Below are 14,885 nucleotides of genomic sequence, written 5' to 3' on the forward strand. Positions count from 1 at the left end.
AGTCAATGGTTTCTCCCGGTCGTGAAGGCTTCTGAGTCCATGGCACCCGTTTTCGCTATGCGTCTGCTATGCCCCGTGCCTGCGGGGCCTGCGGATGTGCGCGGTCCGAAGACGAACGTCTTCTGCACGCCGTAGCTCGTGACGAACAGCACGATCTCGGTCGTGATCTTGGCGAGGACGAGTGGCAGACCGAAGCGCGTAAGCGCGTCGATCCAGACGATGTTCGAGGCGAGCAACGCCACCGCGAGAAGCGCATACCGCGACGCCGCTGTGAGTCGTCCGCGCGTGTGACGGGGGAACACGAAGCGCCTGTTCGTCGCGAAGTTGACGCTTGCGCTGAGCAGGCGTGCCGCGATGATCGAAGGCACGAGCCAGCCTGTCAGCGTTGTGAACAGCAGCAGCGCGAGGGTGTCGACCGTGAATGCGACGAGCGACGACCCCGCGAAGAGCACGAGCGGCAGAGCGACCCGCAGCGAGTCCGTGACGGGTCGGAAGTGGCTCGACGCGTTGTCGTCGAGATAGACCGTGTCGATCTGCAGCTCACGCGTCTCGACCCCGTCGCGGTGGCTGCGCAGCAGCACGTTCTGCTCGTACTCGAAGCGCTCGCCGGGCTGGTCGCGCATCCACGGGATGACATCTGCCGGGATACCGCGAAGCCCGGTCTGGGTGTCGCTCAGACGCCATCCGGCCGCGGCGCGGAAGAGTCTCCGTGAGATTCCGTTGCCGATGCGACTGCGCAGGGGCACCCTGCCCGAGAACCCGCGGCAGCCCAGCACCAGGGCCGCCCGACCGGACACGGCATCCTCCCGGAGCGCGTCCGCGACCCGCACGATGTCGCGCACGGTGTGCTGACCGTCGGCATCGGCCGTCACGACATCTTCGGCTGGGTGCGCCTCGAGCACGTGGTCGAGCCCGGACTTGATCGCGGCCCCTTTCCCGCGATTGGCGGGATGGCGCAGCACGGTCGCACCGCGACGCTCGGCGTCGGCGAACGCGGCGTCGAACGACGGGCCGCTGCCGTCGTCGACGACGACGACCTCGGTGTCGGCATCCGCGTCCCGCACCGCAGTCACGAGCGACGGCAGAGCGGCACCGGGCTCATAGGCGGGCACCAGGACGATCACGGCGTCACCACGCCACGTACAGGATGTCGCTCGTGCCGCGCTCGCCGCCGTTCGACGGCTGGTTCACCACCTCACCGTCGAAGTACATCGTCGACGACCCGCCGCCGTCGAGGTTGTACGCGGTCGTCGCGCCGAGCTCGATGAGCATGTCGGCGGCCTCGGTGAGCGTCATTCCGCGGCTGTACCCGTCATCGCGTCCGTCGATGACGACGAACACGAGGTGATTCTCGTCGATGACGCCAACGATCGTGCGGGGCTGCTCGCCCTGGATCGAGTGGTTGCCGAAGTTCGTGTCGACCTCTTGCGTCTCGATGCCGTCGACCACTTCGCCGTCTTCGACGATAGCGGGGCCGAAGCTGAGCGTGTTCCACGCCCCCGCGGCGAGCAGTTCGTCCGCGCTCGTGGTCGTCTCGTCGTAGACCTCGACCGTGCCGTCGGCATAGAAGACGAGACCCTCGCGTGCCCCCTCGTCGCGGTAAACGACGCCGTTGCGGATCACGATGCCATCGTCGCGGAACCCGTAGTAGTCGCCGTTGATCGCGAAGACGGCGTCGTTGTCTTCGGCGATCGTCGAGGTGCTCTCGATGATGTTCGCGCCGAACTCGTCGTTGGCGAATGCCGAGCGCAGGTCTGTCGCCTCTCCCAGAACGACGTCGGCGACATACGCCGTGACGGTGTCGCTGCCCGACCCCGTCACGGTGGTCGTCACCGTGACGGTCGTCGTCCCGTTGGTATAGGTCGAGCCTTCGACGCTGCCTTCGACGGTGTCGGCGGGGGCGGTGTAGGTGGAGTTCTCCGCCTCGTAGGAAGAGACGTCGGCGACCTCGACGTGCGGGATGAGGAAGCGGTCCGCGGCCCAGACCGCGCCGCCGCCCGCGGCGAGCACGACGGCGAGGCCCACCGAGATGAGCGTCGTGCGAAGGGGGTGTCGTTTCCGGTCCATGACTCATGGATACGGTGGTCGCCTATCCGGCTCGTCGCGACGCGCTATGCGCTCGCTGTGGACGAGCCGCGGATGTTCTGGCTCCCGACGACCAGCACCGTGCCTGTGGCCGCCTCGCGCAGGAGCTACTGGCGTAGCCCTCAGCGCGCGCCCCCGGAGCGAAGGGCACAGCATCCGCTCAGTAGCGGTAGAAGCCCTCGCCCGTCGCCGTGCCGAGCTTGCCCTTGTCGATGTACTCCTCCTTGAGGAGCTTTGCGAAGCGCTGGGCGAGGGGGCTCGGGTTGGCCGAGGAGATGTTGTAGGCGGTCGTCAGACCAACGATGTCATAGACCTGGAATGGTCCGAGCGGGGCTCCGGTGCCGATTCGCCACGTCTTGTCGACGGTCTCCGGGTCGGCGTAGCCGCCCACCACCAGCTCGGCGGCGGCATCGAGCAGCGGCACGAGAAGCGAGTTCAGCACATATCCCGCTTTCTCCTTCTTCAACTCGATCGGCACCATCCCGCTCGCGACGGCGTAATCGACGACGGCCTGGTAGACCGCGGGATCGGTGTCGGTGGTGCCCATGACCTCCGCAGTGTTCTGGCGCCACACGTGGTTCGCGTAGTGCAGGGCCAGAAAGCGGTCCGGACGGCCGGTGAAGTCCTTGAGGTCGCTGGGCAGGAGCGTCGAGGAGTTGGTCGCGAAGATCGTCTTCGCCGGCGCGACCGCTGCGAGCTTCGTGTAGATCTCGCGCTTGAGCTCGAGGTTCTCGGGCACTGCCTCGATCACGAGGTCGGCGTCGGCGGTGGCTTCGGCCAGGTCCGTCGAGTAGGTGATGTTCTGCAGCGCGCGCTGAGCTCCGCCGTCAGCCGCACCGCCGACATTGTCGGCGACGTAGATGTCGGCCAGCTGTGCGAAGCGTGCCTTGGCCTTCGAGATGACCTCGTCGTTGATGTCGTACGCGGTCACGGAGAAGCCGTGGAAGGCGCCCTGGAATGCGATCTGCGATCCCAGCACGCCCGTGCCGAGCACGGTGATGTTCTTCAGTTCAGTCATTGGTGACTCTCTCGGTTGCCATTTTGGATGCCGCTGGCTTCAGGAGCCAGAGTGGAAGAAAGCTTCGCCGGTCGGGGCCTCGAGTGCTCCCGCATCCGTGTGCGCGCCGCCGGTGCGGATGACTGGCGGGAGCCGACGCCCGAGGGTGTCGGCGCCGACGACCCCGATCGGCCGCTGGGCGGCTCTCTGGGGGAGTGGGTGACCCATCTCAGCCTCGACCTCGATTCCGTTCTCAGCGGAACTAGTACGATTCGTACTGAATTCATTATGCACCGTAGTGAGAGGGCGTGGCGTGGCGGAGGCTGTGCGGAAACGCGCGAACACGCGCGGGCGTCTCATTGATGCCGCTGCGAGTCTCTTCGCTGAGACGGGCACCACTCGAGTGAGTATCGACGAGATCTGTGCGCGGGCGGGGTATACGCGTGGTGCGTTCTACTCGAACTTCTCCTCCATCGATGCGCTGCTGTTCGCGCTCTACGAGCGCAAGACTGAGGAGCTTCTCGAGACGCTCGCCGCCTCTTCGTCGGATCCGGCTCCGGCTGGCGGCATTGAGGCGGAGGTGGCCCGATTCCTCGAAATAATCCCCGCGGATGTGCAGTGGTACGTGCTCCGGTCGACGTTCGGCGCCCGCGCGCAGCATGACGGCACGGTGGCGGCCGCACTGCGAGCGCACGGCGAGGAGCTGCGCCGCGGTCTGACTCCGTTCGTCGTCGACATGGTGTGCTCGGCCGGGCTGCGACTCGTCGTCGACGAGGAGGAGGCCACCCGGGTGATCATCGCCGCGCACGTCGGTGCCGTGCTGCAGGGAGCCCTCGTCGATGACCCGACTCGACTGCGATCGGACACGGTGCTCGCCGCCGTACGCGGGTTGACCGAATGATCGCCACCCCCGAGCGGGGTGGCAGAGCGGCATGACAGCGCAAAGCGCTGGTCGGCACCGTCATCCCCTGGTGCAGGTTCGCCTCCGCCCAGGGGGCCGGAGGGCTCGGGTACGCGTTCCCCGCCGGGATCGGCGGTGGCCATGGCCTCCGGGCGTCGGGTGTTGGCGGTCTCGGGCGACGGCGGGGCGGCGTACGGCCTGGCCGAGCTGGCCACGGCGGCCCAGCTGCAGGCGCCCGTCACCTGGCTCAGCGTCGACGACGGCGGCTACGGCATCCTCGACGCGTACATGACGCGGGCGTTCGGTGAGGCGAATGAACGCGCGACCCGGTTGCTGATCCCCGACTTCGTCGAGGTCGCCCGCGCCTGCGGCGTGCGCGCCGAGCGCGTCGAGGTAGCGGACCTCGAGCGAGCGATCGCGGCGGAGTTCGCCCTCCCCGGGCCCCGCCGCGACCATGCCCCGCCGCGCGGAACCCCGGCCCCCGGCGCAGGCAGGGCGCCGGGCGGCGCTTGGGGGATCCGCGGTCAGACGGTGCGACGACTCAGACGCGTCACGGCCCAGCCCAGCAGTGCGAACACCAGGCCCGCGCCGATCGCGAAGACGGCGACCCCGAAGGACACCACCGACGTGAACAGCGAAGCCCGCAGGAAGGATGCGTTCATCACCGTGGCGCGGAGGGGATCGTCCTGGTCCAGTTCGGCGTACGTCTTTCCGCCGGCCATCTCGGTCGCGTGCATATTGATGACATCCGCCTGCGCGAGCGCGGTGAGAGGGCCCCTGACCTCAGACCCGGCGAGGAATGTTGCGTCCTCGCTGACGGTGATGTGCTGAGCCGCGAGCTGCGAGCTCACCACGCCCCACACCACCCCGCCGGTCACGATCATCACGACGCCGGCGATGATCGCGAGGAGGCCGACCCACCAGATCAGGGCGCGTTTGGCCGGGGTGCGGGTGGGGTGGTCGGCAGTCGACTGCGTCATGGCGCCTCCAGGTCAGCGGGCGAGAGGATCCCGCCCCTGTGTACAGCGTGTCATAGGTCGCGCAACCGTTCTAGAGTCTCCCGGCAACGGCAACGGCATCGGCATCGGCATCGGCATCGGCACCGGGAGCCCGGAGCGCCGTCAGGCTTCTCAGACGGGTTCATCGCGGCGCCGGCATCCCGGCGGCCGTGGTCCGCCTCCGTCTCGGCCCGGGGTAGACTGGACCCCGATAGGCGGAAGTCTCATCCGTCTCGCCCCGGCCGTGTGGTAGCGGTCGGGGCTTTTTCATGTCCCGCGCACACCGACCGCTCGGGCGGTGACGATTTGCTGCGTCCGCGGGATCTCGTCCCGGTGCGTGCGGGCACGTGGGCACGGTCCGCTCCGCGGAGACCGGTTTCCCCCAGGCCGCGAGCGGCACAACCTGATACTCAGGCGGAGGACGATACCTTTAGGACGTGTCTACATCTGAATCCTCCGTCCCCGCAGAGCCTGAAACGGCCGACGCCACCCAGTCCTTCGCCGATCTGGGTCTCGATGCCGCCGTCCTCAAGGCCCTGAAGGACGTCGGATACGAGACGCCTTCCGCCATCCAGGCGGCCACCATTCCGCTGCTGATGGCCGGCCATGACGTCATCGGCATGGCGCAGACCGGCACCGGCAAGACCGCCGCGTTCGCACTGCCCGTGCTGTCTCAGCTCGACCCCGGCGCGCAGAAGCCGCAGGCTCTCGTGCTCGCCCCGACCCGCGAACTCGCGCTGCAGGTGTGCGAGGCGTTCGAGAGCTACGCCGCCCACCTCAAGGGTGTGCGCGTGCTCCCGATCTACGGCGGACAGGGCTATGGCACGCAGCTGTCCGCCCTCCGCCGCGGCGTGCAGGTCGTCGTCGGCACGCCCGGCCGGATCATGGACCATCTCGACAAGAAGACGCTCGACCTGTCGGAGCTGCGCTTCCTCGTCCTCGACGAGGCCGACGAGATGCTGCGGATGGGCTTCGCTGAGGACGTCGAGACGATCCTCGCCGAGACCCCGGCAGAGAAGCAGGTCGCCCTGTTCTCCGCCACGATGCCGGCACAGATCCGCCGGATCTCGCAGCAGTACCTGCGCGACCCGAAGGAGATCACGGTCAAGAACAAGACCGCGACCTCGGCGAACATCACGCAGCGCTACCTCGTGGTCTCCTACCCGCAGAAGGTGGATGCGCTCACCCGCATCCTCGAGGTGGAGAACTTCGAAGGCATGATCGTGTTCGTCCGTACCAAGAACGAGACCGAGACGCTCGCCGAGAAACTGCGCGCCCGCGGCTACACCGCGGCCGCCATCAGCGGCGACGTCGCGCAGGCGCAGCGCGAGCGCACCGTCAACCAGCTGAAGTCGGGCAAGCTCGACATCCTCGTGGCGACCGATGTGGCGGCCCGCGGTCTCGACGTCGACCGCATCAGCCACGTCGTCAACTACGACCTGCCGATCGACACCGAGTCGTACGTGCACCGCATCGGCCGCACCGGTCGCGCCGGGCGCACCGGCGACGCGATCAGCTTCGTCACGCCGCGCGAGCGCCGGATGCTGACCGCGATCGAGAAGGCGACCCGTCAGCCGCTGACCCAGATGCAGCTGCCGAGCGTCGAGGACGTCAACGCCACCCGCCTCACCCGCTTCGACGACGCGATCACCGCAGCGCTCGAGCAGAGCCCTCGCATCGAGCGGTTCCGCGTCATCATCGCCCACTACGTCGAGCACCACGACATCCCCGAGGTCGATGTCGCCGCCGCCCTCGCCGTCGTCGCGCAGGGAGAGACCCCGCTGCTGCTGTCCGCCGAGGACGATCGGCCGCAGCGCTTCGACGACCGTGAGCGCCCCGAGCGGGCCGACCGTGACCGTGGTGACCGCCCGGAGCGCCGCAGCCGCCCGTCCAACTCGTCGCTGGCGAAGTACCGTATCGCGGTCGGACGCCGTCACCGTGTCGAGCCGCGTCAGATCGTCGGTGCGCTGGCGAACGAGGGCGGCCTCAAGCGAGAGGACTTCGGGCAGATCGATATCCGCCCCGACTTCTCCCTGGTGGAGCTGCCGGCCGATCTCCCGAACGACGTGCTCGACCGGCTGAGCGGTACCCGCATCAGTGGCCGCCTCATCGAGCTGCGACTCGACCGCGGCGCACCCGGCGGGCGCAGCGACCGCGAGCGCAAGCCGCGCCAGTACTGACGGCACCGCCATGTGGCGGCGGAAGGCGAAGACGCCGAAACCGGAAGACGCGCCCGAAACGGAACGCTTCCCGGACGAGCGTCCCCGCCCGACGCCGCTGTGGGCGCTGCTGTCGCGGTGGCTCCTGGGTGCCGAGGCCTGGCTGCGATCCCATGGCGGGAAGCGTCTGCGCCTCGGGATCCGCGGGTTCTGGGGCGTCATCGCCGCCGGCGGGCTGTTCCTGCTGTTCGGCCCGGTGATCAACCCGCCGTTGACCCTCGACGACATCACCTCGTCGGCGTCGACCGCGACCGACCACTGGATCGTCCGACACATGGATGCGGATTACCGCCTCGCCCGTGACGACGACGGCGGACTCCGCGTGCACGTCGAGGAGCGGATCGAGGCGTTGTTCCCGGACGACGTCGATCAGAGCGGCATCCAACGGGTGCTCGCGGTCGAGTACCAGGGCCACGCCCTCGCTCCATCGACGATCACGGCGACCCTCGACGGGGAACCGATCGAGGTGACGCGATCCGCAACGCCGGAGACGCTCACCCTGACGCTCGACGCGGGGGAACGGCTGGACGGCGACCACGTGTTCGCCCTCAGCTACACGCTCCAGGATCTCGCCTACCGGACGACGGATGCGGCGACCGGCGCGGACGTCGACCTGCTGGAGTGGGATGTCTTCGGGCCCTCCTGGCCGCAGGGCATGGCCGGTCTCGATGTCTCGGTGACGCTGCCCGACGACCTCGATGCCGAGCTGGTGCGGCCACCCCGCGGGATGCTCGGGTGGTCGATCCTGACGGCAGGGGAGTGGCTCACCCCCGAGACGGACAGCCCGCCCGGTACGGTGACCTACGCCTTCAGCAACGACCAGAACCTGCCGCCGCACGCCCAGGCCCAGTTCTCGATGCCGTTCGCCGCGGGGACGTTCGCCATGCCCCCGTTGACCCCGCTGTTCTGGGTGCAGACGCTGGGGCCGCTCGCGCCGCTCGTGTTCCTCGCCGTCACGCTGCTGTTCGTCCTCGCCGCCCGCGCCGTCGCGTGGAGCGACGCCCGGGGGCGTCCTTGGTTCGTCGCGCAGTACGACCCGCCCCCGGGTGTCACGCCCCGCCTGGCGGCTCAGGTCCTGCAGACCCCGCGGACGATGGAGCTGGCCGGTGCGCTGCGGTGGGCAGCACACGGAACGCGTGCCGCGAAGCTCGCCGCGGCGCGGGTGGCGCACCGCACCGGCCGGTTCGGCGATCGACTGCCGGCCCGGCTCCGTTACCTGAGCGCGGCGGAGCGGCGGGAACAGTACACGCGCGGCTTGCGCCGCATCCCGCGCGGCTTCGTCCGTGACTTCTTCATCGCCGCGCCGATCGCGCTGACGGTCCTGCAGTGGGGTCTCGTGCGGCAGCTGTCCCACCAGGCGCCGCTCGCGATCGTGTGGTGGCCGACGGCGTTCGTGCTGGCCTCGACCGTCGTCGCGCTGGCCGTGCTGGGCATCACCCGCACTGCCCGTCCCCTCACCCGCCGCGGTGCGCTGCTGACGCAGCATCTCCGCGGCATCCAGGTTTACGCCGAGCGCACGGAACTGCTGGCACGGGCGGAATCGGATGACCGGCTGCTGCCCTTCGCGGTGCTGACCGCCGCGCCGCGTGACGCGGGTCGTCGGGTGCGGGAGACGCTCGCGCACGAGCTCGGTGACCCCCGCGCGGGGCGCCGCGGCTGGCGGACCGGCGGCTTCGTCACCTGGCCGACGATGGTGGTGAGCGGTGCCGCGGTGCTCACGGTGCTGGCGGCGATCGCGGTGGTCGTGTTCCTGCCCAACCCGTATGAGCGGCACCCCGAGTACGCGACCCAGTACGGCGATGTGCCGGGAACGCTCTACACGGTCTTCCAATCCGAACAGGTGACCGGCGAGCTCACCCGCAGTCCGTCCGGGGCGGCGGAGCTCGCCGTCACGGAGCAGCTGAACGTGGTCTTCTCGGATGAATCGTCGCGGGTACCGCAGGTCGCCAAGCAGTGGCCGGACCGCATCCGGGGTCACGACCTGCAGTTTCGCGTGGAACGGGTCAGCATCGACGGCGCCGAGGTGCCCTTCACCGTCGAGCGTGACGGGGACACCCAGCTCATGCTCACGACCATGAACGATGTGCTCACCGGGGCGCACACGGTCGAGATCCGTTACGTGCTCGGCTCCGCCGCCTACGCCGATCAGGCCGCCGACGGCCGGCTCGTCGACCGGGTGCGGTGGGCAGCGCTGTGGGAGGACTGGCAGTCGTTCTCCGAATGGGCCGAGGAACCCATCGACCCGGTGCGCGTGGAATTCCGCCTCTCCGACGAGCTCGCCGACCTGGCGGAGGATGCCGGCTGGCTCACCCAGGACACGTCTGCGGACGAGGTGCGGGACTGGAACGAGACGGTCGTGCCGTTCGGTCACGTCGCCCGCCTGGTCGATCCCGGTGACGGCACCGACCCGGACGACGAGACCTCCGAATCTGCCGGCGCCGTCGCCGGGTTCGACACCCATGTGCTCGAGCTCCGGCGGGGCGAGGGCGGCTACCCCTTCGACCTCACGGTCACCGACACCGGCGTCCGCGTGGACTTCCCGGCGGGCACCTTCGCGGGTCCGTCCGCGACCGAGCGGGGCCTCGCCGAGACTCGCGCAGCGCTGCCGATCGCTGTGGCACTGCTCTGGGGGTGCCTGGCCGCCCTGTGGGGCGTGGCCGGCCTGCTGCTGCGCGCAGCGGGGTCGTCGGCCCTCACCGCCCGCGGGGCGGTGCGCGTGCTGATTCGCTGGGCACCCGCCGCCTGCGCGCTGGCGGCCACAATCGTGATGTTCTGGGTGAGCGGCGGGATGGACGGCGACGATCCCACGTTCTTCTGGTTCGCCGGGGCGGCGGGGGCCGCCGTGCTCGGCGCGATCGCCGGCTGGTGCACCACCCGGCGACGAGCAGCGAAGCGATAGCCGCCGACGGTGCGGGCGGCTCAGTGGGCGAGCGCGCCCCAGGCGACCTCGAGAGCCTGGGGGTCGGATGGCGGCACCTGAGCGGGCAGTCGCATTCCCGCCCGGGGCCAGAGCCTGACCGGCAGCACCACCGCGATCTCGACCGGTGCGGGAGGCATGCCCGGCGCGGACGCGAGGCCCTCGATGCGGGCCTCCTGGTAGCGTCCGCGAGGCGCAGGCGCCGACACCGCCGTGATCTCCAGCGTGCCGCGCACCGCGGTCGCCAGCGGGTCGCGGAGCAGTCGTTCCAGCTGACGTGCGGCGTCGTCGAGTTCACCCATGCCGACAACCTACCCGGCATACCATCGAGGGATGGGCTCGGTGTCACGGCGGATCGGCAAGGACGTCATCGCCGTCGCCCCGCATCGGGGAGCGCACCGGGTCGCCCTGCGCGCCGCCTTCTGCGTCGCGGTGCCGTTGCTGGTGCTGTGGGCGCTCGGCCGCCTCGACCTGAGCGTCTACGCGACGTTCGGTGCGTTCGCGTCCCTGTACGGGCGGCACGACTCCTACCCCGACCGCATCCGGATGCAGTTGGCAGCCGCCGTGACCCTGCTCGTGGTGATGCTGCTCGGCACCGTCGTCGCGGTGCTCGAGGCTCCGACGCTGGTGCGCATCGTCGTCGTCGCGCTCGTCGCGGTCGTGGTGAGCGGTCTCGCGCAGGCCGCGCGGTGGCATCCGCCGGGCGCGCTGTTCGCCGTGTTCGCCGCCGGGGCGATCGCGACCCTGCCGGTCGACCCCGGGGCCTTCGCCGATGTCGTGATCGTCGGCGGCTCCGCCGCGGCGTTCAGCGTGCTGGTGACGGTGGTCATCGCGACCGCGCGGCGAGGGCCGCGCAGCATCGGACCGCTGCGGTCGGCGCCGTGGCAGCGTCCCGACCTGCTCGCCGCGGCCGGTGTGGGACTCGGAGCGATGCTCGCCGGTCTCGCCGGGCTCGCCCTCGTGGGCACCCACTGGTACTGGGCGATGGTGGCCGCGGTCGCAGCGCTCGGCGGGGTGCACGTCACCGCGCGGATCGTCCGCGGTCTGCAGCGACTGGCCGGCACCCTCGTCGGCGTCCTCATCGCGGCCGGGATCCTCGCCCTCCACCTGCCCCCGCTCGTGACCATTGCGGTGGCGGTGCTGTGCCAGGCCGGCGCGGAACTGTTCATCGGCCGCAACTACGGCATCGCGATGCTGTTCGTCACCCCGCTCGCGCTCCTCATGATCGACCTCGCCGTCCCGTCCGACCCCGCTGAGCTTCTGCGCGACCGGGTGCTCGACACCGTCATCGGTGTCGTCATCGGCACCGTCATCGCGGTGCTCTCGGCCCGGGTGCGCCGGCGCCGCCCCACCGCCTGACCGCGCCCCGCCCCCGGCCGCTCCCGTTCGTCCGTCGCATATGGCGGATGCGGCGGGCGCCCCTTGCACATTCGCGACGGGCGAGCCCTGCCCCGCGCACGTCGTCTACCGTGGAGAAGCGGACACCGCGCCGCGACCCCCGCCACCCGTCAAGGAGTCATCGTGCAGACACGTCCCCTTCCCCGCGCCGGCCGTGAGGTCTCCGCGATCGGCCTCGGCACCTGGCAGCTCGGCGCCGACTGGGGAGCGGTCGAGGAGACCGACGCGCTGGCCGTGCTCGCCGCATCCGTCGAGGCCGGGGTCACCCTGTTCGACACCGCCGACGTCTACGGTGACGGCCGGTCCGAGTCGCTGATCGGACGGTTCCTCGCCGAACGCCCGGGCCACGGCATCACGGTGGCCACCAAGATGGGCCGCCGTCTTCCGCAGGAGCCGGAGAACTACACCCCGGCGAATTTCCGCGCCTGGACCGACAGATCCCGCCGGAACCTCGGCGTGGACACCCTGGACCTGGTACAGCTGCACTGCCCGCCCACCGCAGTGATCGAGGACGACGCCACCTACGATGCGCTCGATGCGCTGGTGGCGAGCGGCGCGATTGCCGCCTACGGCGTGTCGGTCGAGACCTGCGACCAGGCGCTCGCCGCCATCGCCCGCCCGAACGTGGCGAACGTGCAGATTATCCTCAACGCGTTCCGGCTCAAGCCCCTCGACGACGTGCTGCCCGCCGCCGAGGCCGCGGGTGTCGCGATCTTCGCCCGCGTCCCGCTGGCCTCTGGGCTCCTGTCCGGCCGGTACACCCGCGAGACCTCCTTCGCCGCCGACGACCACCGCGCATTCAACCGGCACGGGGAGGCGTTCGACCGCGGGGAGACGTTCTCCGGCGTCGACTACGAGACGGGGCTGTCCGCGGTCGCCGAACTGTCGGCGGCCCTGCCCGCCGGCGTCTCGCTGCCAGAGGCGGCTCTCGCCTGGGTTGCGTCACGGCCCGGGGTGACCAGCGTCATTCCCGGTGCCCGGAAGGTGGCGCAGGCCGAGGGCAATGCCCGGGCCTCGCGCCTTCTCGAGGAAACGAGCGCATTCGATCTCGCCGCGTTCGATGAGACCGTGCGGGTCGTCTACGACCGGCTGCTGCGCGCCGACATCCACCCGCATTGGTGACGCGGACGATTGCAGCGGATGCCGTGCCGGGTGAGGATGAGGGCATGCCCCCCGCATCCCCGTCCTGGCGTCGCTGGACCCCGCTGATCGTGGCGGCCGCCGTGCTCGTGGGCGCGGCCGTCGCCGTGCCGGTCATCATCGCCGTCCGCGATGGTGCGGAGGTCGCGACCCCCGCCTTCTCCCGCTCACCGGTGCCGTCCCCGACCCCGTCGCCCACCCCGACCGGTCTCGCGGCAGATGTTGCGGTCTACGACCTGGCAGGGCTGCCTACGGCCGACGTCTTCACCATCATCCCGGCCCTCCCGGTCGACGACGACCCGTTCGGCGCACCGACGGGTCTGCTCGCGACCCCCGCCACCGCGGCCATCCCGGTGTTCGCACAGCCCGGCGGCGCCCCGGTGGCCGTGCTGCCGGCGGACCTTCGCTGGGGCGGGTCGACCCTGCCCGTCGTCGCCAGGGACGGCGCCTGGGTCCGGGTGCTCATCAGCGGCCGGCAGGGCACGCCGCCCGGCGGCAACCCGGCGCAGCTCACCGGCTGGCTGCGCGCCGCCGACGTCGCGCTCACCGAGAACGACACACATGTGGAGGTCAGTCTCTCGGCCCGCACCATCACGATCGTCAGCGCGGATCTGACCGAGACCGTCACCACCGATTTCGGCTCCGGCGCGGAGGGCACCCCGACCCCGGTCGGCCGCACGTTCATCATGCACGCCGAGGTCATGCCCTACGCGTACACCCGCGGCCACCCGCTCATCTATCTGGGGGTGCAGTCGCCCACCCTCGCAGGCTTTGACGGCGCCGACACCGCCGTCACCGCGTTCCACTACCACGACACGCGATCCGGGGCGATCTCGAACGGCTGCATCCGGCTGGATGCGGCGGCGATCGATCGTCTCGCCCAGCTTCCGGTGGGCATCCCGGTCTACATCGTGGGGTGAGCCCGACCACCCCTGCCCGGCGATAGGGTGGCGCTGTGACGAGCCCGATGCGCATCGTCGTCGTGGTGCCCTGCCGCAACGACGCCACCCTGCTCGAGGCGTGCCTGCAGGCGCTCGCCGTGCAGACCCGGCCCCCGGATGGCGTCATCGTCGTCGACAACGGCAGCACGGACGATTCCGCGGCCGTCGCCCGCCGCTACGGTGCCGAGGTGTACCCGGAGCCCCGCGTGGGGGTGTGGCCCGCCGCCGCCCACGGCTACGACCGGGCCGACGCCGATCTGATCGCACGGCTCGACGCCGATTCCCGACCGCATCCGGATTGGATCGAGCGGCTGGAGCGGGCTTTCACCGACGATCCCGGGCTCGGGGTGCTCACCGGCGGTGCGGAGTTCTACGGCATCGACCGGATCGGCGCGTTCCTCGGCGCGCACTGGTACATCGGCGGCGGCCGGGTGTGGGTGAAGCTGTGGCTCGGAATCCCGCTCGTGTTCGGCTCGAACTTCGCCATGCGGCGGGCGATCTGGGAGCGCGTCCGCGACCGGGTGCGGCGCGATGACCCCCGCATCCACGACGATCTCGATCTCACCATCCACCTCCGTGCCTCGGACGGCGTGCGGTGGGACCCCGATCTGCGGATGCCGGTCTCCGCCCGACCGCTGACCTCGGTGAAGGGCCTTGCCCGCCGGGTGTGGCGGGTGCTGCCGACCTTCGCGGCGAGCTGGCCGGACGGCCGGTTCCGCGCCGCCGTGCGCGACGACGTACCGGCGGCCCCCTGGGCCGACGGCGAAGAACTGTCCCCCGGCTACGGGCGGTGACTCCCGATGACGGCGGTGGGCGACGCGGCGGTGCTCGTGGCCTACGTCGCCTTCGCGGTGCTCAGCGTCCTGCTCGCGGTGATCGACCTGCGCACGCATCGGCTGCCGCATCCGATCGTGCTGCCGGCCTACCCGGTGGCATGGGTCCTGCTCGGGCTCGCCTCGGTCGCCCACGGTGACGGGGGTGCGTTCCTGCGCGCGCTCGTCGGGATGCTGGCGCTGTTCGCCTTCTACGCCGTCCTGCGCGCCCTCCAACCGGGCGGGATGGGCGGGGGAGACGTCACCCTCGCGGGGCTGATCGGATTCCTGCTGGCGTACCTCGGGTGGGATCCGCTGCTCGTCGGAGCGGCTGCCGGCTTCCTCCTCGGCGGATTCTTCAGCCTCGTCGTGCTGCTCACCCACCGGGTCGACCGCCGCACCGCGATCCCCTTCGGACCGTGGATGCTGCTCGGCGCCTGGATCGGCATCGCTGTCCCCGCGGCCCTCAGCTAAGCC

13 protein-coding genes and 1 pseudogene are annotated in these 14,885 nt (G+C 70.5%); 9 read left to right on the plus strand and 5 right to left on the minus strand.

What is annotated here, in order from left to right:
• Positions 1–2: 2 nt before the first annotated feature.
• The 3 genes from NT132_RS07495 to NT132_RS07505 form a co-directional block, all read right to left on the minus strand.
• Positions 3–1,124 carry a bifunctional glycosyltransferase family 2/GtrA family protein gene (locus NT132_RS07495; RefSeq protein ID WP_297787017.1) on the minus strand — a complete coding sequence of 374 codons (1,122 nt, stop codon included), beginning with the start codon at positions 1,122–1,124 and terminating at the stop codon, positions 3–5.
• 4 nt (positions 1,125–1,128) lie between these two features.
• The gene (locus tag NT132_RS07500) at positions 1,129–2,067 is read right to left on the minus strand and encodes a phosphodiester glycosidase family protein (RefSeq protein ID WP_297787018.1); all 939 of its coding nucleotides are present in this window, start codon (positions 2,065–2,067) and stop codon (positions 1,129–1,131) included.
• Positions 2,068–2,245: 178 nt separating this feature from the next.
• The gene (locus NT132_RS07505) at positions 2,246–3,103 is read right to left on the minus strand and encodes a 3-hydroxyacyl-CoA dehydrogenase (protein WP_297787020.1); all 858 of its coding nucleotides are present in this window, start codon (positions 3,101–3,103) and stop codon (positions 2,246–2,248) included.
• 304 nt (positions 3,104–3,407) lie between these two features.
• On the opposite strand from NT132_RS07505, the gene NT132_RS07510 reads away from it, so the two are divergent.
• Both NT132_RS07510 and NT132_RS07515 read left to right on the plus strand, forming a co-directional pair.
• Complete coding sequence (locus NT132_RS07510; RefSeq protein WP_297787135.1) at positions 3,408–3,983, plus strand: TetR/AcrR family transcriptional regulator; 576 nt, start codon at positions 3,408–3,410, stop codon at positions 3,981–3,983.
• Positions 3,984–4,057: 74 nt separating this feature from the next.
• Positions 4,058–4,400, plus strand: a pseudogene (locus tag NT132_RS07515) (thiamine pyrophosphate-dependent enzyme); the annotation flags it as partial.
• Between the two features lie 107 nt (positions 4,401–4,507).
• On the opposite strand, the gene NT132_RS07520 reads toward NT132_RS07515, so the two are convergent.
• On the minus strand, positions 4,508–4,963 hold the full coding sequence (locus NT132_RS07520) for an aromatic ring-opening dioxygenase LigA (protein WP_297787022.1): 456 nt from the start codon (positions 4,961–4,963) through the stop codon (positions 4,508–4,510).
• Positions 4,964–5,418: 455 nt separating this feature from the next.
• Between NT132_RS07520 and NT132_RS07525 the strand changes: the two genes are divergently transcribed.
• Together NT132_RS07525 and NT132_RS07530 are read left to right on the plus strand one after the other, a co-directional pair.
• Positions 5,419–7,161 (plus strand): DEAD/DEAH box helicase, encoded by a 1,743-nt coding sequence (locus NT132_RS07525; RefSeq protein WP_297787024.1) that lies wholly within the window; start codon positions 5,419–5,421, stop codon positions 7,159–7,161.
• 10 nt (positions 7,162–7,171) lie between these two features.
• Positions 7,172–10,099, plus strand: a complete 2,928-nt coding sequence (locus NT132_RS07530) for a DUF2207 domain-containing protein (RefSeq protein ID WP_297787026.1) — start codon at positions 7,172–7,174, stop codon at positions 10,097–10,099.
• Between the two features lie 20 nt (positions 10,100–10,119).
• On the opposite strand, the gene NT132_RS07535 is transcribed toward NT132_RS07530, so the two are convergent.
• The gene (locus tag NT132_RS07535; RefSeq protein ID WP_297787028.1) at positions 10,120–10,419 is read right to left on the minus strand and encodes a hypothetical protein; all 300 of its coding nucleotides are present in this window, start codon (positions 10,417–10,419) and stop codon (positions 10,120–10,122) included.
• Between the two features lie 31 nt (positions 10,420–10,450).
• On the opposite strand from NT132_RS07535, the gene NT132_RS07540 reads away from it, so the two are divergent.
• From NT132_RS07540 to NT132_RS07560, 5 genes are all read left to right on the plus strand, one after another.
• Positions 10,451–11,476 (plus strand): FUSC family protein, encoded by a 1,026-nt coding sequence (locus NT132_RS07540; protein ID WP_297787030.1) that lies wholly within the window; start codon positions 10,451–10,453, stop codon positions 11,474–11,476.
• A gap of 162 nt (positions 11,477–11,638) precedes the next feature.
• Positions 11,639–12,637, plus strand: coding sequence for an aldo/keto reductase (locus tag NT132_RS07545; protein WP_297787032.1), 999 nt, complete (start codon positions 11,639–11,641; stop codon positions 12,635–12,637).
• A 44-nt stretch (positions 12,638–12,681) separates the two neighbouring features.
• Complete coding sequence (locus NT132_RS07550; RefSeq protein ID WP_297787034.1) at positions 12,682–13,575, plus strand: L,D-transpeptidase; 894 nt, start codon at positions 12,682–12,684, stop codon at positions 13,573–13,575.
• A 35-nt stretch (positions 13,576–13,610) separates the two neighbouring features.
• Positions 13,611–14,390 (plus strand): glycosyltransferase family A protein, encoded by a 780-nt coding sequence (locus NT132_RS07555; protein ID WP_297787037.1) that lies wholly within the window; start codon positions 13,611–13,613, stop codon positions 14,388–14,390.
• A gap of 6 nt (positions 14,391–14,396) precedes the next feature.
• Entirely contained in the window at positions 14,397–14,882 is a 486-nt protein-coding gene (locus NT132_RS07560) for an A24 family peptidase (protein ID WP_297787039.1), read from the plus strand.
• The last annotated feature ends 3 nt before the right edge of the window (positions 14,883–14,885 follow it).

It is taken from the genome of Microbacterium sp. (assembly GCF_026393345.1).
Classification (GTDB): domain Bacteria; phylum Actinomycetota; class Actinomycetes; order Actinomycetales; family Microbacteriaceae; genus Microbacterium.

Excerpts from the sequence above, each read along its gene's own strand:
- NT132_RS07520 (WP_297787022.1), bottom strand. The coding sequence starts at position 4,963 with ATGACGCAGTCGACTGCCGACCACCCCACCCGCACCCCGGCCAAACGC.
- NT132_RS07550 (WP_297787034.1), top strand. The coding sequence starts at position 12,682 with ATGCCCCCCGCATCCCCGTCCTGGCGTCGCTGGACCCCGCTGATCGTG.
- NT132_RS07540 (WP_297787030.1), top strand. The coding sequence starts at position 10,451 with ATGGGCTCGGTGTCACGGCGGATCGGCAAGGACGTCATCGCCGTCGCC.
- NT132_RS07505 (WP_297787020.1), bottom strand. The coding sequence starts at position 3,103 with ATGACTGAACTGAAGAACATCACCGTGCTCGGCACGGGCGTGCTGGGA.
- NT132_RS07560 (WP_297787039.1), top strand. The coding sequence starts at position 14,397 with ATGACGGCGGTGGGCGACGCGGCGGTGCTCGTGGCCTACGTCGCCTTC.
- NT132_RS07535 (WP_297787028.1), bottom strand. The coding sequence starts at position 10,419 with ATGGGTGAACTCGACGACGCCGCACGTCAGCTGGAACGACTGCTCCGC.
- NT132_RS07500 (WP_297787018.1), bottom strand. The coding sequence starts at position 2,067 with ATGGACCGGAAACGACACCCCCTTCGCACGACGCTCATCTCGGTGGGC.
- NT132_RS07530 (WP_297787026.1), top strand. The coding sequence starts at position 7,172 with ATGTGGCGGCGGAAGGCGAAGACGCCGAAACCGGAAGACGCGCCCGAA.